Genomic DNA, 23,063 nt, shown 5'->3' on the forward strand with positions numbered 1-23,063 from the left:
GGCCGTCGTAAAACGGCTGACCGGCGATCCGGGCGTGCGGCGCGGGTCTTGGGCGGGAAATCCCGATTTGCCCCTGAACAGGCTGGCCTGATCGCCAAATTGCATGTAGACTCTCAGCCAGATCCCGAAAACGGGGCGTTAACGAGGCAGAGAGTGGCGGTATCTCATGACTGAGATGGTGTATGGCGCGGTCCAGGACCAGCGCGGAGAACCGATTCTACCGAAATGGTGGCGTACTATCGATCGCTGGACGATGTCCTGCGTTCTGATCCTGTTTACCATCGGGTTGTTGCTGGGGCTGGCCTCTTCACCGCCACTGGCCGGGCGCAACGGGTTCGATCCCTTCCATTATGTCGAGCGTCAGGCCTTGTTCGGCGGATTGGCGCTGATCGCGATGCTGCTGACCTCGATGATGTCTCCAACCTTGGTGCGGCGTCTGGCCGTTCTTGGTTTTCTGGGGGCCTTCGTCGCTCTGGTCTTCCTGCCGGTGTTCGGAACGGATTTCGGCAAGGGCGCAGTGCGCTGGTACTCGCTGGGCTTTGCCTCGCTGCAACCGTCCGAGTTTCTGAAACCCGGCTTTGTCGTCGTGGGCGCTTGGCTGCTGGCCGCCTCACAGGAAATCAACGGCCCTCCGGGGCGGTTGTGGTCCTTTGCGCTCTGCATGGCCATCGTGGCCATGTTGGTTATGCAACCCGATTTCGGTCAGGCTTGCCTGATCCTGTTCGGCTGGGGCGTCATGTATTTCGTGGCCGGGGCCCCGATGCTGCTGTTGCTGGGCATGGCCGGTGTTGTCGTTCTGGGCGGGATGTTGGCCTATTCGAATTCTGAACACTTTGCCCGCCGCATCGACGGCTTTCTAAATCAAGAGGTCGATCCCACAACCCAGCTGGGCTATGCCACCAATGCCATCCGCGAGGGCGGCTTGTTCGGCGTCGGCGTGGGGGAGGGGCAGGTGAAATGGTCGCTGCCCGATGCCCATACCGATTTCATCATCGCCGTCGCGGCCGAGGAATACGGCCTGATCCTTGTCATGATCATCATTGCGCTATACGCGCTGATCGTCGTGCGCTCGCTGCTGCGGCTGATGCGCGAACGCGACATGTTCATTCGTCTGGCCGGTACCGGTCTGGCTTGCATGTTTGGCGTTCAGGCGATGATCAATATGGGTGTTGCGGTACGTCTGCTGCCGGCCAAGGGCATGACTTTGCCGTTCGTCAGCTATGGTGGCTCGTCCCTGATTGCTGGCGGTATTGCCGTTGGCATGCTGCTGGCCTTCACCCGAAACCGCCCACAGGGCGAACTAGGCGATATTCTGCGCGGACGAGGATAATGGGGAACCCTTACCTGTTGATTGCGGCTGGCGGCACCGGGGGCCATATGTTCCCCGCTCAGGCGCTGGCCGAGGCGATGCTGCACAAGGGCTGGCGTGTGCGCCTGTCCACCGACCCGCGCGGTGCGCGCTATACCGGTGGCTTTCCCCATTCGACCGAGATTGTCGAGGCGTCCTCGGCCACCTTCGCCCGTGGCGGTCTGGCGGCAAAGGCAATGGTTGGCCCGATTATCGCTGGTGGTGTCACCAGCATGATCTTCCAGATGATGCGCGACAAACCCGATGTTGTCGTGGGCTTTGGCGGTTATCCGTCGATCCCGGCGCTGGGCGCCGCGACCCTGCTGAAAATACCGCGGATGATCCATGAACAGAACGGGGTACTGGGCCGCGTGAACCAGCTGTTTGCAACCCGCGTTGCGCAGGTGGCCTGCGGCGTCTGGCCGACGGATCTGCCCGAAGGCGCGCATGGCATCCACACCGGCAACCCGGTGCGTGCCGCGGTTCTGGACCGCGCCGCCGCCGGGTATATCCCGCCGGGTGATTACCCGATGTCGGTTCTGGTGATGGGCGGCTCGCAGGGTGCGCGCATCCTCAGCGATATGGTGCCCGGAGCGATTGCCGCGCTGCCCGAAGACCTCCGCGCGCATATCCGTGTCTCGCATCAGGCGCGGGATGAAGATGGCGAACGGGTCAGCGCATTCTACCAAGACCACGGAATCCGCGCCGACGTTCAGCCCTTCTTCGATGACATTCCCCGCCGCATGTCGGATGCGCAGCTTGTGATCTCGCGCTCGGGCGCGTCCAGCGTGGCCGATATCTCGGTCATCGGTCGTCCTTCGATCCTGATCCCGTTTGCTGCTGCCGCCGGGGATCATCAGACCGCCAACGCGCGCGGGCTGGTGCAGGCCGGCGGGGCCATCATGATCCCGGAAAATGCGCTTGACGTTCCCACGCTGACACAGCAAATCACCACGGTTCTTATGAACCCCGAAGCCGCACAGAAAATGGCCCATGGCGCTCTGTCGGTCGGGGCGCCCGATGCCACCCAGCGTCTGGTCGCTCTGGTCGAGCAGCTGGCGCAGAAGGAGACCACATGAACCCAGCAACCAAACTGCCGCAGGACGTAGGGCCGATCCACTTCGTGGGCATCGGCGGGATTGGCATGTCGGGTATCGCCGAGGTGCTGCTCAATCTGGGGTATCAGGTGCAGGGCTCGGACCTGAAGGCCTCGAAGATCACCGACCGGCTGGCCAGTTTGGGGGCCGAGATTTTCGTCGGCCAGCGCGCCGAAAACCTTGAAAACGCGGCCGTTGTGGTTGTCTCGACCGCGATTAAACCGGGCAACCCGGAGCTGGACCAAGCCCGCGCCCGAGGGCTGCCGGTTGTCCGCCGCGCCGACATGCTGGCCGAACTGATGCGCCTGCGCTCGAACATTGCCATTGCCGGAACACACGGCAAGACCACCACGACGACCATGATGGCCGAACTGATGGTGGCAGGCGATTTCGATCCGACCGTGATCAATGGCGGCATCATCCACGCCTATGGATCGAACGCGCGAATGGGGCAGGGCGAATGGATGGTGGTCGAAGCCGACGAGAGCGATGGCTCGTTCAACCGCCTGCCCGCAACCATTGCCATTGTCACCAATATCGACCCCGAGCATATGGAACATTGGGGTGATTTCGACAGGCTGCGCGACGGCTTTTACGAATTCGTCTCGAACCTGCCATTCTACGGTCTGGCCGTCTGCTGCACCGATCATGCCGAGGTTCAGGCCCTTGTCGGCCGCATCACCGACCGCCGTGTGCGAACCTATGGGTTCAACGCGCAGGCGGATGTGCGGGCTGTGAACCTGACCTACAAAGGCGGCGTGGCGCATTTCGACATCCATCTGCAATACGAAGACAAGATGATCGAAGGCTGCACCCTGCCGATGCCCGGCGATCACAACGTCTCAAACGCGCTGTCCGCCGCTGCCGTCGCCCGTCATCTGGGCATGAAAGCTGCGGAAATCCGCGACGCGCTGGCCAATTTCGGCGGCGTCAACCGTCGCTTTACAAAGGTCGGGGAAATCGACGGTGTCACCATCATCGACGATTACGGCCACCACCCGGTCGAAATAGCCGCCGTTCTCAAGGCCGCCCGTCAGGCGACCGAAGGCCGCGTGATTGCTGTGCATCAGCCGCACCGCTATTCGCGCCTGTCCAACCTGTTTGACGATTTCTGCACCTGTTTCAATGACGCCGATGTCGTGGCCATTGCCGAGGTTTTTGCCGCTGGTGAAGACCCGATCGAAGGCGCCTCGCGCGACGATCTGGTGCAGGGCCTGATCCGTCACGGCCACCGCCACGCCCGCGCGCTGCTGGATGAAGACGACCTTGAACGCCTCGTGCGCGAACAGGCCCGACCGGGCGACATGGTCGTCTGCCTCGGGGCCGGTACGATCAGCGCCTGGGCCAACGGCCTGCCCGAGAGATTGCAAAGAAAACAAGCTGTTTGACGCGTCATTTGTTTGTTGCACAACTTAAAAGTGTGATACTCTGACCGCAACAGTCGCGTGTCCTCGGAGGGGCGAATGGACTATTCGATGATCTTGGCAGCGCTTTGGGTGATCTGCGCCACCATCGTGGCAATGTTGCCGATGCGGCTGCAATTCCCGCCGGGGTTTGTCCTGTTGGTCTGCGCACCGTTGCTGGTCGTATGGCTTGGATATGTCCACGGCTGGTTCTGGTCGGTCGCGGCATTTGCCGGGTTCGTGTCGATGTTCCGCAACCCCATCCGGTATTACTGGCGCAAATGGACAGGGCGCGAGGTCGCGGAATGACATGGTCTATCGCTCTGGCGGCCCTGTGGGGCTTTGCTGCCAACGTTCTTGCGCTGATCCCCAGCACCGACAACCACTGGACGCGCGCCTATATCCTGATCATCGTGGGCATTCCCATCGTCGGCTATGTCACCTATGAAAATGGCCCCTGGATCGGGATGCTGGTGCTGGCAATGGGCATGTCCGTGCTGCGCTGGCCGGTGATTTATCTGACCCGTTGGACAAAGTCGAAAATGCAGGGCATGAAGGCGGCCAAAGAATAACCGGCCAACTTCAGGAGATCTGTCATGGCGACAATCGCCACATTTGCCTATCTGCCGCTTGTTTCCTTCGTTCTGGGTGCCGCTGCCGGGTTTACAGCGGGCCGCTGGCTTGGCCTGCGCAGCCTTCTGTGGCTGATCGGGCTGACATCCGCGGTTGGTCTGGGGCTGATCGTCGTGCTGGCCGGTGTCGGAACGGGTGAAGAAGACAAGGCGTTCGGCCCGCTGGTCTGGTTGACTGCCGGCGTTCTCCCCTTCCTTTTCGCCGCAATCATGGGCGGGGTCGGTGGGCGCAGCCTGGCGGTGCGCGCGACTACATGACACGGCTTCCCCCTGTCCTTCCTGACGTCCGGGGCCGCCTGTCCAAAGCGCGCAACCTGTCTGACCTCACATGGCTCCGCGTTGGTGGGCCGGCGGATTACCTGTTTCAACCTGCCGATATCGAAGACTTGCAGGCCTTCCTGCGCGATCTGCCGGATGGTGTGCCGGTCTTCCCGATGGGGGTCGGCTCGAACCTCATCGTGCGCGATGGTGGCTTGCGGGCCGTGGTGATCCGGCTGGGGCGCGGGTTCAACGCCATCTCGGTTGAGGGCAATACGGTCATCGCGGGCGCTGCCGCACTGGACGCGCATGTTGCGCGCAAGGCCGCGGATGCGGGCGTGGACCTGACCTTTCTGCGCACCATCCCCGGCTCGATCGGGGGCGCGGTGCGGATGAATGCGGGCTGTTATGGCAGCTACACGGCGGACGTGCTGCGCAAGGCCACCATTGTCACCCGGCAGGGCGACCTGCGGGACCTGACGCCCGAGGATCTGAACTTTCGCTATCGCCAGTCCGACCTGCCCGAAGGCGCCGTTCTGATTTCGGCCACGTTCGAAGGCCCGTCCGGCGATCCCGATGACCTTCACGCCCGAATGGAAGCGCAACTGAAAAAGCGTGACGAAACACAGCCCACCAAGGACCGCAGCGCCGGATCGACGTTCCGCAACCCGGCCGGGTTTTCTTCGACCGGGCAGGCCGATGACGTGCATGACCTCAAGGCGTGGAAAGTGATCGACGATGCCGGAATGCGCGGTGCGGCACGCGGCGGGGCGCAGATGAGCCCGAAACACTCGAACTTCCTGATCAATACCGGCACCGCTACCGCTGACGACCTCGAAGGTCTGGGCGAAGAGGTGCGAAAAAAGGTTTACGAAACAAGCGGCATCACGCTAGAGTGGGAAATCATGCGGGTCGGTGATCCGCTAAAAGAATAAAGCCCCGACCGTCAGACCAAAACAGGCAAATTCAGGCGACGGATCAAAGGCATAAACGCAGTACGGACCACCACATAAGGTCCGGGGACATTGAGGCGCACATTGGGTATGTCGAGCAGGACAAACCCCAAAGTGGCGGTATTGATGGGCGGCCCCTCGGCGGAACGCGAGGTGTCTCTCAGCTCTGGGCGCGAATGCGCAGCCGCCCTTGTGGGAGAAGGCTTTGAAGTGGTCGAACTGGACGCAGGTCCCGACCTCTATGCGCGCCTGTTGGATATTCAGCCGGATGTGGTTTTCAACGCCTTGCATGGCCGCTGGGGCGAGGATGGCTGCGTGCAGGGGATGCTGGAATGGATGCGGATTCCCTATACCCATTCGGGTGTTCTGGCCTCGGCCCTTGCGATGGACAAGCAACGCAGCAAGGACGTCTATCAGGCCGAAGGTCTGCCCGTTGTCCCCAGTGTGATCGTCCCGCGTGCCGAGGTGACCCGCGCCCATGTGATGGAACCGCCCTATGTGGCCAAACCCAATAACGAAGGCTCCAGCGTCGGTATCTACATCGTCCACGAAAACGCCAATGGCCCGCCGCAGCTGTCCGAAGACATGCCCGACCAGATCATGGTCGAGAAATACGTGGCCGGGCGCGAGATGACCGTGACCGTGATGGGCGACCGCGCCCTGACCGTGACCGAGATCATGACCGATGGCGGCTGGTACGACTACGACGCCAAGTACAAACCCGGCGGATCATGGCACGTGGTCCCCGCCGATATCCCGCAGGATATCTTTGATCGCTGCATGGATTATGCCCTGCGCGCGCATGATGCTTTGGGCTGCAGGGGCGTCAGCCGCACCGATTTTCGCTGGGATGACAGCGCGGGTGCTGATGGGCTGTTTCTGTTGGAAACCAATACCCAGCCGGGCATGACGCCCACTTCACTGGCCCCGGAACAGGCCGCGCATCTGGGCATGACATTTGGCCAGCTCTGCGCCTGGATGGTTGAGGACGCCTCATGCAACCGTTAATCGCCAGCCGCTCTCTGGAAATCCATCGCACCAAACCCCTTGCCGGGCCGGATGCCGATTTTGCCTCGGCAGATTCGGAACCGCATGACACCCAGCCCATTCTGCGTCTGCGCGGGGCGCGGGTGTTTTCCCGCACCGCACGCCGCAGCGATCCGGCCCCGTCGCGCCTCAGCTATCGTCTTCAGCGCTGGATGCTGACACCGGGCATCCGTCTGGGCGTCAAGCTTGGCCTGCCGATCTGTGCCATTGCTGCGGCAGTTGGTGTCTATTTTGCCTCTCAGGACCGGCGCGAAGCGCTTGGCACGTATATCGCCGATATTCGCACCTCGATTCAGGAACGCCCCGAGTTCATGGTTAACCTGATGGCCATCGACGGGGCAGGCACCAGCCTGTCCGATGATATCCGCGAGGTCGTGCCTCTGGATTTTCCGATCAGTTCCTGGGATTTGGATGTCGAACAGATGCGCGACACGATCACCGGGCTTGATCCGGTGAAATCGGCAACCGTACGCATCCGTCCGGGCGGCATCCTTCAGGTCAACGTGGTCGAGCGTCAGCCCGTGATTGTCTGGCGGACGCATGACGGGCTCGAACTGCTCGACGAGACCGGCGCGCATGTCAAGGAAACCACCTCTCGCAAGGACCATGCCGACCTGCCGCTGATCGCGGGCGCGGGCGCGGACGCCCATGTGGCGCAGGCGCTCGAGATTTTCCAGACCGCCCGCAGCCTGGGCAACCGTGTGCGCGGGCTGGTGCGCGTGGGTGAACGGCGCTGGGATCTGGTCCTGGACCGTGGCCAGCGCATCATGCTGCCGACCGAACGCCCGGTGCGCGCGCTGGAACGCGTGCTTGCGGTGAACGAGGTGCAGGACCTTCTGGAACGCGACGTGGCCGTGGTCGACATGCGCCTTGGCCAGCGTCCCACCATCCGAATGACCAAAGCCGCCAGCGAAGACTGGTGGAATACAAAAGTGACAATGAGTAACGGGCAGTAACGAGCATGATGACCGATCTTTATCAGTCCCAACGCGCCATGCGTCAGATGCGGCGCCAGGCATTGCAACGCGGTGTGATCGCGATTCTGGATGTGGGCAGTTCCAAGATTGCCTGCCTCGTTCTGCGTTTTGACGGATCGGGCCGGCTGAGTGAAGATAACACCATCGGCTCAATGGCGGGGCAGACGGGGTTTCGGGTGATCGGGGCCGCAACGACACGTTCGCGCGGCGTACAGTTTGGCGAAGTCACCGCCATGCAGGAAACCGAACGCGCCATCCGCACCGCGCTTCAGGCCGCACAGAAGATGGCCGATATCCGTGTCGATCACGTCATCGCCTGTTTCTCGGGGGCCAACCCGCGCTCTTACGGGCTGGACGCACAGGTTGATCTGGATGGCCAGCTGGTGACCGAGGCCGAAGTGGGTCGTGTTCTGAACGCATGCGACGTGCCGGATTACGGCGACGGGCGCGAGGTGCTGCACGCACAGCCGGTCAACTTTGCGCTCGACAACCGCTCGGGCCTGATCGACCCGCGCGGGCAGATGGGCCAAAGCCTTGCGGTCGATATGCACATGCTGACCGTCGATGCGATGGCGATCCAGAACATCGTGCGCTGTATCAAACGCTGCGATCTGGAACTCGCCGGGATTGCGAACTCGGCCTATGTCTCGGGAATTTCCGCGCTGGTCGAAGATGAGCAGGAACTCGGCGCGGCCTGTATCGACATGGGCGGCGGTACCACCAGCGTTTCGATCTTCATGAAGAAACACATGATCTATGCCGATTGCGTGCGTATGGGCGGCGATCACGTGACCGCCGATATCTCGATGGGGTTGGGTGTGCCCGCAGCAGTTGCGGAGCGGATCAAGACGTTCAATGGCGGCGTTCATGCGACCGGCGCTGATGACCGCGACATGATCGATATCGGCGGCGATACCGGTGACTGGGAACACGACCGCCGCACAGTCAGTCGGGCCGAACTGATCGGCATTATGCGTCCGCGCGTCGAGGAAATTCTAGAAGAGGTCCGCGTGCGTCTGGATGCGGCCGGGTTTGAACACATGCCAAGCCAGCAGATCGTTCTGACCGGTGGCGGCAGTCAGATCATGGGGCTGGACGGTCTGGCGACCCGCATCCTTGGTCAACGCGTGCGTCTGGGCCGCCCGCTGCGGGTGCATGGCCTGCCGCAATCGGCGACAGGTCCGGCGTTCTCGTCCTCTGTGGGGCTCAGCCTATTTGCGGCGCACCCACAGGACGAATGGTGGGATTTCGAAATCCCGGTCGACACCTACGCCGCGCGCCCGTTCAAGCGGGCCGTCCGGTGGTTCCGTGACAATTGGTAGCCCCCTGTACCGGGCCGCTTTGTGTGCGGCCCTGTTGCCGGGGTGGGTTTCGGCCCAGACCATCATCACACCCGAGGCATTTCTGGATGCCGCCGTCGGCAAAACGCTCACCTTCCATGAGATTCGCAGCGGCTATTTCGTCGGGACCGAGCAATTTCTGAACCGTCACATCTCGGTCTGGCGGCAAGAAGGGCAGGGCTGTGTCTATGGGCAGATCACCACGCCAAACGGTCAGATCTGCTTTCTCTATGACAACGATCCGGATGGTATTCCCGTCTGCTGGTGGCCCTTCCTGCACCAAGGCCGTCTGATGGTGCGTCTGGCCTCGTTTGCAGAAAGCGAAATCCAGGAGGTGCGCAGCATCACCGAAACCAGCCTGAACTGTCCAAGTGCACCGCTCAGTTGAAAAATCCGGTTGCAGCGCATCGATTTATCCCTCAAGATATCCACAAGGCCCGGCAGAGGCCTGGCGGCAGGACCTGAGCAGTTTTCCGCAGTGTAAATGATGGTCGACCAAAGCGTGACGAACGGCTGAGTCCTCGCGCCGGGGTCGTCTGCCTTGTGATGGTCGCCGGCGTTTCCGCTATATCTGGCAGTACCTGCGAAATGCCGCCGGTTTCTGCCTTATTTCCTCCATATTTTGTGGTGAATCGCGATTTTTGACGTGACCTTTTCGCATCAGCCCGCTAGAATCGAGCAAGGATAGGTAAGAAAAACACCGCTTTGGCGGAACATAAATACAGGCGGACAGAGCATGACATTGAATCTTTCGATGCCCGGGCAAGACGAACTGAAGCCTCGGATTACAGTATTTGGCGTTGGCGGTGCGGGCGGTAACGCTGTCAACAACATGATTGAAAAACAGCTGGACGGCGTCGATTTTGTCGTCGCCAACACCGACGCGCAGGCGCTGCAGCAAAGCCAGTCCTCGGCGCGGGTTCAACTGGGTGTGAAGGTCACCGAAGGTCTGGGGGCAGGGGCCCGTCCGGCCGTGGGTGCCGCAGCTGCCGAAGAAAGCATCGAACAGATCGTCGACCATCTGGCAGGCGCGCATATGTGCTTTATCACCGCAGGCATGGGCGGCGGCACAGGCACCGGCGCTGCTCCGATCATCGCGCAGGCCGCGCGTGAACTGGGCGTTCTGACCGTGGGTGTCGTGACCAAGCCCTTCCAGTTCGAAGGTGCCAAGCGGATGCGTCAGGCCGAAGACGGCGTTGAGGCGCTGCAAAGGGTCGTCGACACGCTGATCATCATTCCGAACCAGAACCTGTTCCGCCTCGCCAACGAAAAGACCACCTTTACCGAGGCGTTCTCGATGGCTGACGATGTCCTGTATCAGGGCGTCAAAGGCGTAACCGACCTGATGGTGCGTCCGGGCCTGATCAACCTCGACTTTGCGGATGTGCGCGCCGTGATGGACGAGATGGGCAAAGCCATGATGGGCACCGGCGAGGCAACCGGCGAAGACCGCGCCATCCAGGCGGCGGAAAAAGCCATTGCAAACCCGCTGCTGGACGAAATCAGCCTCAAGGGCGCCAAAGGTGTGCTGATCAACATCACCGGTTCGCACGACCTGACCCTGTTCGAACTGGACGAAGCCGCCAACCGCATCCGCGAGGAAGTGGACCCCGAGGCGAACATCATCGTCGGCTCGACGCTGGATACCGCCATGGAAGGCGGTATGCGCGTGTCGGTTGTTGCAACCGGCATCGACGCCACCGAAAAAACGGCTGACATTCCGGTCGCGCGCCGCTCGATGTCCGAGCCGCTGACCCGCACCGTTTCGGCCGAAGAATACGGTCGCGAAGAAGCGCCCGCAGCCGCCGAAATGGCAGAGCCCGCGCCGCAGATGGAAGAAAACCGCGAACCTTCGCTGTTTGAAGCCGCGGAAGAGCCCGCCCAGCCGCAGTTCCAGCCGTTCGACGAGCGGGATGAGGACGATCTGCCGCCCCCGGCCTATCAGCCGCGCGTCGCCGAATTCGAGCCGCAGCCCGAGCACGTCGAACCGGCGCCCGAGGCATTTGTTGCCCCACGCGCGCCTGTCGCAGGCACCCCGTCGCCCGAAGCGCTCCAGCGTTTGCAGGCAGCGGTTCAGAAGGTTCCCTCGGCAGCTCAGCGCGCCGCAGCACCCCGCCCACACGCGGCGGTTTCGCATCACGAACCCGAAGAACGCTCGCGGTTTGGCTTCAATCGGCTGATTGACCGGATGACCGGGCACGCCTCTGACACACCGGCTCAACCGCCGCGTCAGCAGCCCGTTCTGCGCCAGTCCGAGGCCACGGCACCGATTCACGATGAGACCGACCCGGATCAGGATCGTATCGAAATTCCTGCCTTCCTACGACGTCAGGCCAACTGATCGCGGTAACAAAATCCACTCATGGGGTCGCCGTTTGGCGGCCCTAATTCGTTTTAAAACAGTGGCTTACGAATAGGTAAGCAGGGTTTTGCCGATCTGTTACATACATGTTTCATTCGGTTACAAAGAGTGAGTTGAGCCTTGACGCGGGCTTCCTTAACTGAGTGTCCAACACAGCCCCAGAAGGCTGGACACCACTCGCCGAGGCCCATTTTGCAACATACGCTCAAATCTCCGGTCACGTTTAAAGGCGTCGGGCTGCACAGCGGCAAGCCTGCGACCATGATCCTGAAACCGGCTGCAGCTGGTCATGGCATCTGGTTCAAACGGACGGATATCCATCTGGGCGATGCGATGATCCCGGCGATCTATCACGTGGTCGAACGGACCCCGCTTTGCACCCGTCTGGTCAATGACGCCGGGGTGTCGGTATCCACAATCGAACATATCATGGCTGCTTTGGCCGGGTGCGGCGTTCACAACGCACTGATTGAAATCGACGGCCCCGAAGTTCCGATCATGGACGGGTCTTCGATCGATTTCGTCCGCGGTATCATGGCCCGGGGCGTGCGTCGTCAGGCCAGCCCGGTGCTGGCCTATGAGGTGCTGAAGACTGTCACCGCCTCGCGGGAAGGCGCCAGCGCAAGTATCGCGCCCGCGGATGGGCTGATCATCGATTTCCACATCGATTTCGAAGACAGCGCAATCGGCAGCCAGACCAAGACGCTGGATATGCGCAACGGGTCGTTCGCGCGCGAACTCAGCGATTGCCGCACGTTCTGCCGCCGCATTGATGTCGAAGCCATGCGCGAAAACGGGTTGGCCCTTGGCGGTACCCTGGATAACGCCGTGGTGGTGCAGGGCAGCGAGGTGCTGACACCCGGCGGGTTCCGCCGCGCCGACGAAGCCGTGCGCCACAAGATGCTGGATGCTCTGGGTGATCTCTACCTGGCAGGCGGGCCGATTCTGGGCCATTTCACGGGCGACAAGTCGGGTCATTCGCTGACCAACACATTGCTGCGCAATCTGTTTGAAACGCCCGGTGCGGTGCGTCCGGTTCTGTGCACGCCGGAACAGGCCGCACGCCTGCCGGGGCAGGGCCTGATCGTAAACGAAATTCCCGAAGTCGCCTGATCAGATCAACTCTGACGACATTTGCGCCAGATGTTGCATAAGGCGTTTTGCACCGGAATATTCTGTGCTAGACCATGGCTCAATTCGGGGCGAACCCCATTAAGTAAGACGACAAGGATGGGCGGTATGGTTGGCAGCAAAGCGGCAGTCAGATTCGCAGGCGCGGTTCTTCTGGCAGCAGTTTTGACGGCATGCGGTAACGGGGGCGGCCTTTTCGGCAACAAGGGCGCGGACCGGGATCAGAATCTGGAAGGGTTCACACCGGAACAGATCTACACCCGTGGCGAATACGAACTGTCGCAGAATCGCTCGGATGACGCGGCCTGGTATTTCTCCGAGGTTGAGCGTCTGTATCCCTATTCAGACTGGGCCAAGCGTGCGCTGATCATGCAGGCGTTCTCGTTCCACTCCGACAAGAACTACGAAGAAAGCCGGGCCGCGGCCCAGCGGTATATCGACTTCTATCCAACGGACGAAGACGCGGCCTATGCCCAGTATCTGCTGGCGCTCAGCTATTACGACCAGATTGACGAGGTCGGGCGCGATCAGGGGCTGACCTTTCAGGCGCTACAATCGCTGCGCACCGTGATCGAGGTTTATCCCGACAGCGAATATGCCACCTCGGCAGTGTTGAAATTCGATCTGGCCTTTGACCATCTGGCCGGCAAAGAGATGGAGATCGGGCGCTATTACCTGCGTCAGGATCACTTTGCCGCGGCCATCAACCGCTTCCGCGTCGTGGTCGAGGATTTCCAGACCACGTCCCACACCGCCGAAGCGCTTTATCGTCTGGTCGAGGCTTATCTGTCCCTCGGCCTGCTGGACGAGGCGCAAACCGCAGGTGCCATCCTTGGCTACAACTACCAATCCTCGGAATGGTATGACGATGCCTACAAGCTGCTGACCTCTCGTGGGCTCCAGCTCAAGAGCCGTGGCAACAACTGGCTCAGCACGATCTATCGTCAGACCATCAAGGGTGAGTGGTTGTAATCGCCATGGCATTAGGCTTGGGACGCTGAAGACCCGATGCTGCGCGCCCTTGATATCCGCGACATGCTGATCATCGACCGGCTGGAACTCAGTTTTCAGCCGGGCCTGAATGCGTTGACCGGCGAAACCGGCGCGGGCAAGTCGATCCTTCTGGATTCTCTGGGCTTTGTTCTGGGTTGGCGCGGGCGGGCCGAACTGGTGCGGCAGGGTGCGGCGCAGGGCGAGGTTGTGGCAGAGTTTGAACTATCCCCCGATCATTCCGCACATGCGATATTGGCCGAAGCGGGCCTGCCGGGCGGGGATGAACTGATCCTGCGACGGATCAACACCGCCGAGGGGCGCAAGACCGCGTGGGTCAATGACCGCCGCTGCTCGGGCGATGTGCTGCGGGCGCTGTCGGAAACCCTGATCGAACTGCACGGCCAGCACGATGACCGGGGGCTGCTGAACCCGCGCGGTCACCGGGCCATGCTGGACGATTTCGCCGGGGTCTCGGACCGGCTGACATCCGTTCGTGCGGCCTGGACCGATATGTCACGCGCCCGCAAGGCTCTGGCCGAGACCGAGGCCGCGCTGGCCGCTGTCCGAAGTGAGGAAGATTTCCTGCGCCACGCGGTTTCCGAACTGGATCAGCTTGATCCTCAGCCCGGTGAGGATGCCGAACTAGATGCCCGCCGCCGCATGATGCAGGGGGCCGAGCGTATCCGCGATGATGTCGCCCGCGCCTACGCCCTGCTGTCGGGGGACGGTGCCGAAGGTGCGATGTCCGACGCTATCCGCTGGCTGGAAGGTGTGTCCGGCAACGCAGGTGGTCAGCTGGACGAACCGATTGCCGCGCTGGGGCGCGCGATGATTGAGCTAGGCGAGGCGCAGGATGGCGTGAACGCCTGCCTTCAGGCGCTGGACTTCAACCCCTCGGAACTGGAACAGGCCGAGGAACGCCTGTTTGCCATCCGCGCACTGGCCCGCAAACATGACGTGGCCCCGGATGATCTGGGCGCGTTTGCCGACACTCTGCGCACCCGCCTCAACCAGTTGGAAGCAGGCGATGCCGACCTGGCAGACAGGCGTGCCGCCGTGGACGCCGCGCAGAAGGCTTATGATAATGCCGCCGCCGACCTCAGCGCGGCCCGCGCGACGGCTGCCGGGCAGCTGGATGCCGCCGTCATGGCGGAACTGGCCCCGCTCAAGATGGAACGCGCGGTGTTTCGGACCGAACTCAGCCCAGCCGAACCCGGCCCCGAAGGAACCGACGCGGTGGCCTTTACCGTGGCCACCAACCCCGGTGCACCTGCCGGGCCTCTGAACAAGATCGCGTCAGGGGGTGAACTCAGTCGCTTCCTGCTGGCGCTCAAAGTGTGCCTGTCGGGCGATGACAGCGCCCGCACGATGATCTTTGACGAGATTGACCGCGGCGTCGGCGGGGCCACTGCCGACGCGGTCGGGCGCAGGCTCGCGTCATTGGCGCAGGGCGGGCAGGTGCTGGTTGTCACCCATTCCCCGCAGGTCGCCGCCCGTGCGGCGCATCACTGGCGGGTGCAGAAACAGGTCACGGACGGGCAAACCCTGTCCACCGTCATCCCTCTGGCCCAGCCCGACCGGGTGGACGAGATTGCGCGCATGGTGGCGGGCGACACCATCACGGACGAGGCCCGCGCCGCCGCCCGGGCCCTGCTGCAGGCCTGATGCGCCCGTGGCACGAATTGGCCTCACACTGTCGCTATCTCACTTTTATTAGGGTGCTCCGTGGCTTACTAAGGGTTACGTGATGATCCCCGAGGGACAATGACCCAGTCGACCCGCACCGTTCTGCGCAACCAGCTCAATCAGGCTCTGGCCGCGATCAGGGATGCGTGGCGGGTGATGCTGCGCAGGGGACCAAGCCAGATCCAGTTCTGGTTCATCGCACTGGTCATCGGTATCGCCGCCGGTTTCATGGCGCTTGGGTTCCGCAAGGCCATCCGCGCGTTGCAGGCCTATCTCTATGACACCGACGACGTTCTGCTGCTGCACAGCCATGCCGAGAAACTGCCGTGGTTCATGATCCTGATCATCCCGATCATCGGTGGGCTGGTCGTGGGCCTGATCCTGAACCGGTTCACCAATGACGGGCGCGTCAGGTCTGTCGCTGATGTGATCGAAGGATCCGCCATCACCGACGGGCGGGTCGAGGTCAAGGCCGGCATCGCCTCGTTCTTTGCCTCGCTGATCACGCTCAGTTCCGGGGGGTCAACGGGCCGCGAAGGCCCCGTGGTGCATATGGCAGGGGTCATCTCCACCTGGGTCAGCAACCGCATCCATGCCGACGGGATCACGGGCCGTGACCTGCTGGGCTGTGCTGTCGCAGCCGCCGTATCAGCCAGCTTCAACGCCCCCATCGCCGGGGCCCTGTTCGCGCTCGAAGTTGTGCTGCGCCACTTCGCCGTGCATGCCTTTGCCCCGATCGTCATCGCCTCGGTCGCCGGAACGGTGATCAACCGGTTGGAATATGGCGACGTTACCGAGTTCACGCTGGAAACGCCCGGATCGCTGCAATTCTATGTTGAACTTCCCGCCTTCCTGATCCTTGGCCTGATCTGCGGCTTTGTTGCGCTGCTGCTGATGCGGTCAATCTTTTTTGCTGAAGATATCGGCAGCCATATCCAGAACCGCCTGTCCATTCCGGGCTGGCTGCGCCCGGCCGTGTCCGGCGGGATGCTGGGGCTGATGGCGATCTGGTTCCCGCATATCATCGGTGTCGGCTACCAAACCACGATCCGCGCCCTGACCGGTGATCTGCTGCTGACTACCGCGATCCTGTTTGCGGTGACCAAGACAGTGGCTGTGGCGATCACCATGGGCGGGCGCATGGGGGGCGGGGTGTTTTCACCGTCCCTGATGATCGGCGCATTGACCGGGCTGGCGTTCGGACTGATCGCCACTGGGCTGCTGCCGGATGTGTCCGGCACGCATACGCTTTATGCCTTTGCCGGAATGGGCGCGGTGGCTGCTGCCGTTCTGGGCGCGCCCATCTCGACCACTCTGATCGTGTTTGAACTGACCGGAGACTGGCAGATCGGCCTTGCCGTGATGGTGACTGTATCCATATCCACCGCATTGGCGTCGCGCCTTGTGGACCGGTCGTTCTTTCTGACCCAGCTGGAACGCCGCGATGTCCACCTGGCCGCCGGGCCGCAGGCTTATCTGCTGGCGATGCTGCGCGCCGGGGCGGTGATGCGCCCTATCGGGGATGACCGCTCAATCACTGCGGACGAGGCGCACGCCCTGATCGAACAGGGCCTGTGCGTTCAGGCCAGCGCCACGCTTGAGGCCGCGATGCCCTATTTCGACCGTGACGACATACCCTGCATTCCGGTTATCGTTCTGGAACAGGACGGGTCCGAGACACCCGTCGGCGCGCTCTACCATGTCGACGCGCTCAAGGCTTACAACCGGGCCCTCGCAGCCACCGCAGCCGAGGAACATTCATAAGGCTTCCGCCGTCAGGGCAAGCGTTCCGGAAGCCTCCGTTGAAACCCTGTCCGGTGCCCTTAAATCTGTTCCACCTTCACCGAGTCCACCGGATAAAACGCCAGGTATCCCTTGATCTCGGCCATGGCGGAAACCGGGTCTTCATAGCTCCAGACCGCATTTTCGGTCACCGAGGATTTGTTGACGATGGAAAAGTGCGTCGCATCCCCCATGCGGGCGCAATGCGTCACCTTGTCGGTCTGGTCCAGAAATGCCATGGCAACATCGCCGCGCGGAAAGTAAATCACCGGAGCTTTGTCGCCTTCGTGCAGTTCCAGCGCGTTGCTCGTTTCGCCCAGAATCGCGCCGCCCGAACGGACAGTCCATTTGCCCGGTGCTTTTTGGATCGTGATCTCAGTCATCTCTGGTCCTTCCGTCGACGTATTGGGGCCTCTCCTCTGCCCGTTCTATGTAACAGGCGGGTGTCAGATCGGCGCAGTTGCGGCATCCAACCACAGTTGCGCGTCATGTCCCAGCCTTGGGCGGATTTTTTCCGCGACGTCGCGATGATAGGCGTTCAGCCAGCCGCGCTCGTCAGGCGTCAACATATCCACCATGATCAGCCTGCGGTCAATTGGCACAAATGTCAGGGTACGCCAGCACAGCATCGCGCGTTCCGCATCGCCACCGGGCAGGGCCGGGGCTTCTTCCACAACCACAAGGTTTTCGATGCGGATGCCAAAGGCCCCTTCGCGGTAATATCCCGGCTCATTCGACAGGATCATGCCGGGTTGCAGCGGGACATGGCTGACCTTCGACAGGCGCTGAGGCCCCTCATGCACGCTCAGATAGGCCCCGACGCCGTGTCCGACACCATGGTTGAAATCCTGCCCCGCCGCCCATAGCGGCGTGCGGGCCACGCATTCGATATCGCGCCCGGCCAGCCCTGCGGGCCAGCGCAGCATCGACATGGCAATCATGCCCTTCAGCACGCGGGTGAAGCAGGTCTTTTCCTCCGCCCCGACAGTGCCAATGGCAAGCGTCCGCGTGATATCGGTGGTGCCATCCAGATATTGTCCGCCACTGTCCAGCACCAGCAGATGACCGTCCTGCAACCGGCTGTCGGTCTCGTCCGTCACGCGGTAATGCATGATCGCGCCGTTCGGACCTGTCCCGGCAATGGTATCGAACGAGATATCCTGCAACACGTTGTCCCTGCGGCGGTTGTCTTCCAGCCGCGTGACCACCTGCGTCTCGGACAGGCTGCCGGGGGGCTGTGCGTCCAGCCAGCACAGGGTTTCGACCACCGCCGCCGCATCGCGCAAATGCGCCTCGGCGCTGCCCGCGATTTCGGCCGGGTTCTTGCAGGCCTTGGGCAGGGCACAGGGGTCGCCGCCATCCACCATGGCATCGCCCAACGCGTCCGCCACGATCTGCGGCACCGTGCTCAGGTCCACCTGTACCGCACCGTCCAGCGCTGCCACCGCGTCCAGAAACTCCGCAGGGTGGCGCACCGTTACCTTCGGGTCCAGATGATCCTGCACCTCCAACAGTTTTGCCGCAGCCATGAACAGATCGACCCGGCCGTCGTCATGCAGAATCGCAAACCCGTGGGCCACCGGATTATAGGCGATATCCGACCCCCGAATGTTCAGCAGCCACATGATCGAATCCGGCAATGTAATCACAGCGGCCTTTCGTCCGGCCTGCCGCAGGTCTGCGGCCAGTCGGGTAATCTTGCTGTCAGCGGTTTCGCCCGCAAACTCGATCGGATGCGCCTTGACCGCCTGCATCGGCGGTTCAGGCTGAACCGCCCAAATGCGGTCCACCAGATTGCCGCAGCGCACCAGTTCGATACCTGTGCCCTCAAGCTCGCCAAGCGTGGACGAGATTTGCCCCGCCGCGTGCAACCACGGATCAAAGCCCACCTTACCACCACCGGGCAACTGCGCTTTCAGCCATGTACTCAGGCTGATGTCAGGCCACGGCACCGGCGTGAACACATCCGCAACCTGCGCCTTGACCTGCGTGCGATACCGCCCGTCGATGAACACGCCAGCCATGCCGGTCAGCGCAGCACAGAACCCGGCCGATCCCGTAAATCCGGTCAACCAGGCCAGTCGTTCATCCCGCGGGGCCACATACTCGCCCTGATGCGCATCAGCACGCGGGATCAGAAACCCGTCCAACCCTTCGCGCACCAGCTCAGCGCGCAACGCAGCCAGACGCGGCGGCCCCTGCTCGGGCCGCGCGGTCACCTCAAAGGACTGGAACATGCTACACCTCCCTCAGCCGGGCGGTCGATATCGCCGCCTTTTCATCTTTTGGGAAATACTCCCGCCGGAGGCAAGGCCAGCCTAGCTGACCTTCTTCATCCCCATCACCCGCGCCCGCGCGCGCGGATCACTGTCGAACAGGGCCGCCAGTTGTTCCGTCATCGCACCGGCCAGCTGTTCCACATCGGTGATCGTCACCGCACGGTCGTAATACCGGGTCACATCATGACCGATACCAATCGCCAGCAACTCGACCATCTTGCGCTTCTCCACCATGGCAATCACATCGCGCAGGTGCTTTTCCAGATAGTTGGCGGGGTTCACGCTCAGGGTTGAATCATCAACCGGAGCCCCATCCGAAATCACCATCAGAATCTTGCGCTGCTCGCGCCGCGCGATCATCCGGCGATGCGCCCATTCCAGCGCCTCACCGTCGATGTTTTCCTTCAGCAGGCCCTCTTTCATCATCAGGCCCAGATTGGGCCGCGCCCGCCGCCACGGCGCATCGGCGCCCTTGTAGATGATGTGGCGCAGGTCGTTCAGACGGCCGGGTTGCTGCGGGCGGCCATCGTTCAGCCATGCCTCGCGCGCCTGTCCGCCTTTCCACGCCCGCGTGGTAAAGCCCAGTATCTCGACCTTCACATTGCAGCGTTCCAGCGTCCGCGCCAGAACATCGGCACAGATGGCCGCGATCGAGATCGGACGCCCCCGCATCGACCCCGAATTGTCCAGCAGCAGCGTGACAACCGTATCGCGGAACTCGGTGTCTTTTTCGACCTTGAAACTCAGCGGAGTGGTGGGGTTGGCGACAACGCGCGCCAGACGGCCCGCATCCAGAATGCCTTCCTCGCGGTCGAATTCCCAACTGCGGTTCTGTTGCGCCTGCAACCGGCGCTGCAACTTGTTGGCAAGGCGCGAAACCGCCCCTTTCAAAGGCTCAAGCTGCTGATCCAGATAGGCCCGCAGCCGTTCCAGTTCCGCAGGTTCGGCCAGATCTTCGGCGGCAATCTCTTCATCATGCGTGCTCAGATAGACCTTGTAATCCGGATCGGCCTCGGATGCGGGCGGCGGGGCAGGCGGCTCCAGCGGGGCTTCGCCATCAGGCATCTCCGCCTCGTCACCCAGCTCATCCTCGGCCATCTCGTCCATCGAGACCTGCGCCTGAGATTGATCCTGCTGCTCTTCCTGCGTCTGCTCAGGCGTCGCATCCGCGTCCTGATCGTCCTGATCATCCTGACCGGTGCTGTCGGGATCGGGCTGTTCCTCGGCGTCGTCCTCGGCCTGGTCTTCCTGCTCGTCGTCCAACTCGTCGGGGTCATCACCCAGCTGGTCGCCATAGCCCAGATCCTTGATCATCTGGCGCGCGAACTTGGCGAACTCCGCCTGATCCGACAGCACGTCATCAAGGTTCTCCAACACGCCACCGGCCTGTTCCTCGATGAACCCGCGCCACAGGTTCATGATGTTCTCGGCCGCAGGCGGCAGATCGCGCCCGGTGGCCAGATGCCGGATCAGGTATCCCGCCGCCACCGACAAGGGCGCATCGGCAGGCTGCTTGCACTGGTCATATCCGCGCCGGATCGCCTCATGCCCGATCTTGACGTCGATATTGCTGGCAGTGCCGGGCATGTCCCGCGCGCCCATCGCCTCGCAACGCGCCGTTTCCATCGCCTCGTACAAGTCCCGCGCCATATCCCCCGGAGGCGCATAGCGCGCATGGGTTGCGTCATCATGATACCGGCGCTGCAACGCCAAAGCGTCCGCCGTGCCGCGCGCCAGCAGAACCTCTTCCCGCGTCATACGCCGAGACACCTGCGGCAGCCGCATCGACTCACCCGACAAGCCCGACGGATCGACCGTGTATGAAATGTTCAGCTCAGGATCATCGGCCATGACCTTGGTGGCCTCGGCCAAGGCCTTCTTGAAGGGATCGGCAGGGTTGTCGTTTGGTTTACTCATTCAAAAAACTGCTAGGTTTTGCGTTTCTGGGTATCTTGAAGCCAGTCTCTTGCACTTGTCAAAAAGTGAGTGCGAGATCCGACCAGTTACAGGATCCTCACGGGGGCCAAACTGCTCAAGCTCCTCGCTGGATACAGGTCGTTTCCACAGGCTTTGTAGGTCTTTCCATCCAGAACGATAGTTCATTTTTGCGAGTAACGTGTGAAACGCATTTGACGCTTTGGTTTCGTTTGCGGATTGGAGACCGTTCTTGCTATTGTACGCTGCCCAATAGTGAAAAACTGACCCACAACTGAGAGCGCCGAACGCGTCTCCACCGTCATGAGAAGATATGAAGTCCTCTTCCAAGTAGGCATTTGGGTAACGGTTTTCAAATCTGACCGGTGTACAGCCAGCGCATACGGTCGCAATGAGCGCAGAGGTGATGCTTGCCTTAACCAAGGCTCGCGCTCGCGGCGCTCTCCGGCAGTTCCTCGTCGAAACAACGCTGATAGAACTCGGCCACGGTCTGACGTTCCAACTCGTCGCACTTGTTCAGGAACGACAGGCGGAACGCATAACCCACATTGCGGAAAATCTCGGCATTCTGCGCCCAGTTGATCACGGTCCGCGGGCTCATGACGGTGGACAGGTCGCCATTCATGAAGGCGGTCCGGGTCAGATCTGCCACGGTGACCATCTGGCTGACGGTCTTGCGGCCCTCGGCGGTGTTGTAATGCGGCGCCTTCGACAGCACGATCATCGTCTCGGCATCATGGCTCAGATAGTTCAGGGTCGAGACCAGCGACCAGCGGTCCATCTGCGCCTGGTTGATCTGCTGCGTGCCGTGATACAGACCCGTGGTATCGCCCAGACCCACGGTGTTTGCAGTGGCAAACAGGCGGAAACACGGGTTCGGCGTGATGATCTCGTTCTGGTCCAGCAGAGTCAGCTTGCCGTCATGTTCCAGCACGCGCTGGATCACGAACATCACGTCGGCCCGGCCCGCGTCATATTCGTCGAATACGATGGCGACGGGGTTGCGCAGGGCCCAGGGCAGGATGCCCTCGTGGAATTCGGTCACCTGCTTGCCATCGCGCAGTTTGATCGCGTCCTTGCCGATCAGGTCGATCCGGCTGATATGGCTGTCCAGGTTCACGCGCACGGCGGGCCAGTTCAGACGGGCGGCGACCTGCTCGATATGGGTCGATTTGCCGGTGCCGTGATAGCCCTGAATCATCACCCGGCGATTATGGGCAAAGCCCGCCAGGATCGCCAATGTCGTCTCGGGGTCAAACTTGTAGGTCGGGTCGATGACGGGCACACGGTCGGTGGCTTCGGCAAACCCTTTGACCTTCATATCCGTCTCAATGCCAAATACGTCACGGACCGAGATATCTTCGGTGGGTTTTGCGTTTACATCGATCGATCCGTCAGCCATTCGCCTTGTCCTTATCCTTTGGCCCGCATTGCCGGGTTTGAACCCGTGTGTGGTGCAACATATTGCGGGCAAGGGCAAGGGAAAGCCGCCCGCTCGGAAAGGTGAGCAGGTTTTTCTTTCAAACTGGCCCTATTGACGCGCGGGTGATCCTCAACTGCGACGGGTACAAGGCACAGATCACGCTGCATTCCTCAATGACAGCGCGGCCTGATCGGATGCAGATGCCGAACCATGTGTCCGAAATGCTGCATGCAGGTGGGCATTCGGTAAACTATATGTTGTGGAAAGTGACCTTATCAGACATATAAAATGGTCTTATGGGGCGTTTTATAAGTGATCGGGTGTTGGTGAAACGGGAATGCCGGGTGCGGCTCCGTCTGCTATGTTGCTCTGGGTCGAGTGATCAGCACGCGTCGATATCTGCCAGCATGGCCTTGG

At 61.8% G+C, this 23,063-nt stretch carries 21 protein-coding genes; 17 read left to right on the forward strand and 4 right to left on the reverse strand.

What is annotated here, in order from left to right:
* The first annotated feature begins 166 nt into the window (after nucleotides 1–166).
* From ftsW to ACR0BZ_RS01930, 16 genes are all read left to right on the forward strand, one after another.
* The gene (gene ftsW, locus ACR0BZ_RS01855; RefSeq protein ID WP_480557563.1) at nucleotides 167–1,330 is read left to right on the forward strand and encodes a putative lipid II flippase FtsW; all 1,164 of its coding nucleotides are present in this window, start codon (nucleotides 167–169) and stop codon (nucleotides 1,328–1,330) included.
* Complete coding sequence (locus tag ACR0BZ_RS01860; protein ID WP_480919298.1) at nucleotides 1,330–2,427, forward strand: UDP-N-acetylglucosamine--N-acetylmuramyl-(pentapeptide) pyrophosphoryl-undecaprenol N-acetylglucosamine transferase; 1,098 nt, start codon at nucleotides 1,330–1,332, stop codon at nucleotides 2,425–2,427. Before ftsW ends, ACR0BZ_RS01860 begins: the two co-directional genes overlap by 1 nt.
* The gene (gene murC / locus ACR0BZ_RS01865) at nucleotides 2,424–3,833 is read left to right on the forward strand and encodes a UDP-N-acetylmuramate--L-alanine ligase (RefSeq protein WP_209504522.1); all 1,410 of its coding nucleotides are present in this window, start codon (nucleotides 2,424–2,426) and stop codon (nucleotides 3,831–3,833) included. Before ACR0BZ_RS01860 ends, murC begins: the two co-directional genes overlap by 4 nt.
* A 75-nt stretch (nucleotides 3,834–3,908) precedes the next feature.
* Entirely contained in the window at nucleotides 3,909–4,157 is a 249-nt protein-coding gene (locus tag ACR0BZ_RS01870; RefSeq protein ID WP_480481857.1) for a DUF2484 family protein, read from the forward strand.
* Nucleotides 4,154–4,420: a DUF2484 family protein gene (locus tag ACR0BZ_RS01875; RefSeq protein ID WP_480481855.1), complete on the forward strand. Its 267-nt coding sequence runs from the start codon at nucleotides 4,154–4,156 to the stop codon at nucleotides 4,418–4,420. The genes ACR0BZ_RS01870 and ACR0BZ_RS01875 overlap by 4 nt, the downstream gene beginning before the upstream one ends.
* Nucleotides 4,421–4,444: 24 nt before the next feature.
* Entirely contained in the window at nucleotides 4,445–4,738 is a 294-nt protein-coding gene (locus tag ACR0BZ_RS01880; RefSeq protein WP_209504519.1) for a hypothetical protein, read from the forward strand.
* Nucleotides 4,735–5,673 carry a UDP-N-acetylmuramate dehydrogenase gene (murB, locus tag ACR0BZ_RS01885; protein WP_480557559.1) on the forward strand — a complete coding sequence of 313 codons (939 nt, stop codon included), beginning with the start codon at nucleotides 4,735–4,737 and terminating at the stop codon, nucleotides 5,671–5,673. The genes ACR0BZ_RS01880 and murB overlap by 4 nt, the downstream gene beginning before the upstream one ends.
* Before the next feature lie 108 nt (nucleotides 5,674–5,781).
* On the forward strand, nucleotides 5,782–6,699 hold the full coding sequence (locus ACR0BZ_RS01890; protein ID WP_480919299.1) for a D-alanine--D-alanine ligase: 918 nt from the start codon (nucleotides 5,782–5,784) through the stop codon (nucleotides 6,697–6,699).
* Entirely contained in the window at nucleotides 6,687–7,694 is a 1,008-nt protein-coding gene (locus ACR0BZ_RS01895; RefSeq protein ID WP_480557557.1) for a cell division protein FtsQ/DivIB, read from the forward strand. The genes ACR0BZ_RS01890 and ACR0BZ_RS01895 overlap by 13 nt, the downstream gene beginning before the upstream one ends.
* 8 nt (nucleotides 7,695–7,702) lie before the next feature.
* Complete coding sequence (ftsA, locus tag ACR0BZ_RS01900) at nucleotides 7,703–9,037, forward strand: cell division protein FtsA (RefSeq protein WP_480475961.1); 1,335 nt, start codon at nucleotides 7,703–7,705, stop codon at nucleotides 9,035–9,037.
* Complete coding sequence (locus tag ACR0BZ_RS01905) at nucleotides 9,024–9,443, forward strand: hypothetical protein (protein WP_480919300.1); 420 nt, start codon at nucleotides 9,024–9,026, stop codon at nucleotides 9,441–9,443. The genes ftsA and ACR0BZ_RS01905 overlap by 14 nt, the downstream gene beginning before the upstream one ends.
* A gap of 348 nt (nucleotides 9,444–9,791) precedes the next feature.
* The gene (gene ftsZ / locus ACR0BZ_RS01910) at nucleotides 9,792–11,396 is read left to right on the forward strand and encodes a cell division protein FtsZ (protein ID WP_480919301.1); all 1,605 of its coding nucleotides are present in this window, start codon (nucleotides 9,792–9,794) and stop codon (nucleotides 11,394–11,396) included.
* 213 nt (nucleotides 11,397–11,609) lie between these two features.
* Nucleotides 11,610–12,530, forward strand: a complete 921-nt coding sequence (gene lpxC / locus ACR0BZ_RS01915; RefSeq protein WP_267363883.1) for a UDP-3-O-acyl-N-acetylglucosamine deacetylase — start codon at nucleotides 11,610–11,612, stop codon at nucleotides 12,528–12,530.
* A 126-nt stretch (nucleotides 12,531–12,656) separates the two neighbouring features.
* Nucleotides 12,657–13,520: an outer membrane protein assembly factor BamD gene (locus ACR0BZ_RS01920; RefSeq protein WP_480554081.1), complete on the forward strand. Its 864-nt coding sequence runs from the start codon at nucleotides 12,657–12,659 to the stop codon at nucleotides 13,518–13,520.
* Nucleotides 13,521–13,556: 36 nt separating this feature from the next.
* Complete coding sequence (gene recN, locus ACR0BZ_RS01925) at nucleotides 13,557–15,206, forward strand: DNA repair protein RecN (RefSeq protein WP_480919302.1); 1,650 nt, start codon at nucleotides 13,557–13,559, stop codon at nucleotides 15,204–15,206.
* Nucleotides 15,207–15,305: 99 nt separating this feature from the next.
* Entirely contained in the window at nucleotides 15,306–16,991 is a 1,686-nt protein-coding gene (locus ACR0BZ_RS01930; protein WP_480919303.1) for a chloride channel protein, read from the forward strand.
* 59 nt (nucleotides 16,992–17,050) lie between these two features.
* On the opposite strand, the gene ACR0BZ_RS01935 is transcribed toward ACR0BZ_RS01930, so the two are convergent.
* The 4 genes from ACR0BZ_RS01935 to cobS form a co-directional block, all read right to left on the reverse strand.
* Entirely contained in the window at nucleotides 17,051–17,392 is a 342-nt protein-coding gene (locus ACR0BZ_RS01935; RefSeq protein ID WP_480919304.1) for a DUF427 domain-containing protein, read from the reverse strand.
* A gap of 63 nt (nucleotides 17,393–17,455) precedes the next feature.
* Nucleotides 17,456–19,246, reverse strand: a complete 1,791-nt coding sequence (locus ACR0BZ_RS01940) for an aminopeptidase P family protein (RefSeq protein WP_480919305.1) — start codon at nucleotides 19,244–19,246, stop codon at nucleotides 17,456–17,458.
* Nucleotides 19,247–19,327: 81 nt separating this feature from the next.
* A complete protein-coding gene (gene cobT / locus ACR0BZ_RS01945) occupies nucleotides 19,328–21,205 on the reverse strand; it encodes a cobaltochelatase subunit CobT (protein ID WP_480773202.1) in 1,878 nt (625 codons plus the stop codon).
* A gap of 433 nt (nucleotides 21,206–21,638) precedes the next feature.
* On the reverse strand, nucleotides 21,639–22,625 hold the full coding sequence (cobS, locus tag ACR0BZ_RS01950; RefSeq protein ID WP_209504507.1) for a cobaltochelatase subunit CobS: 987 nt from the start codon (nucleotides 22,623–22,625) through the stop codon (nucleotides 21,639–21,641).
* Nucleotides 22,626–22,768: 143 nt separating this feature from the next.
* Between cobS and ACR0BZ_RS01955 the strand changes: the two genes are divergently transcribed.
* Entirely contained in the window at nucleotides 22,769–22,933 is a 165-nt protein-coding gene (locus tag ACR0BZ_RS01955) for a hypothetical protein (protein WP_480919306.1), read from the forward strand.
* Nucleotides 22,934–23,063 lie beyond the last annotated feature (130 nt).

The sequence above is a fragment of the Ruegeria sp. P8 genome (assembly GCF_056534665.1).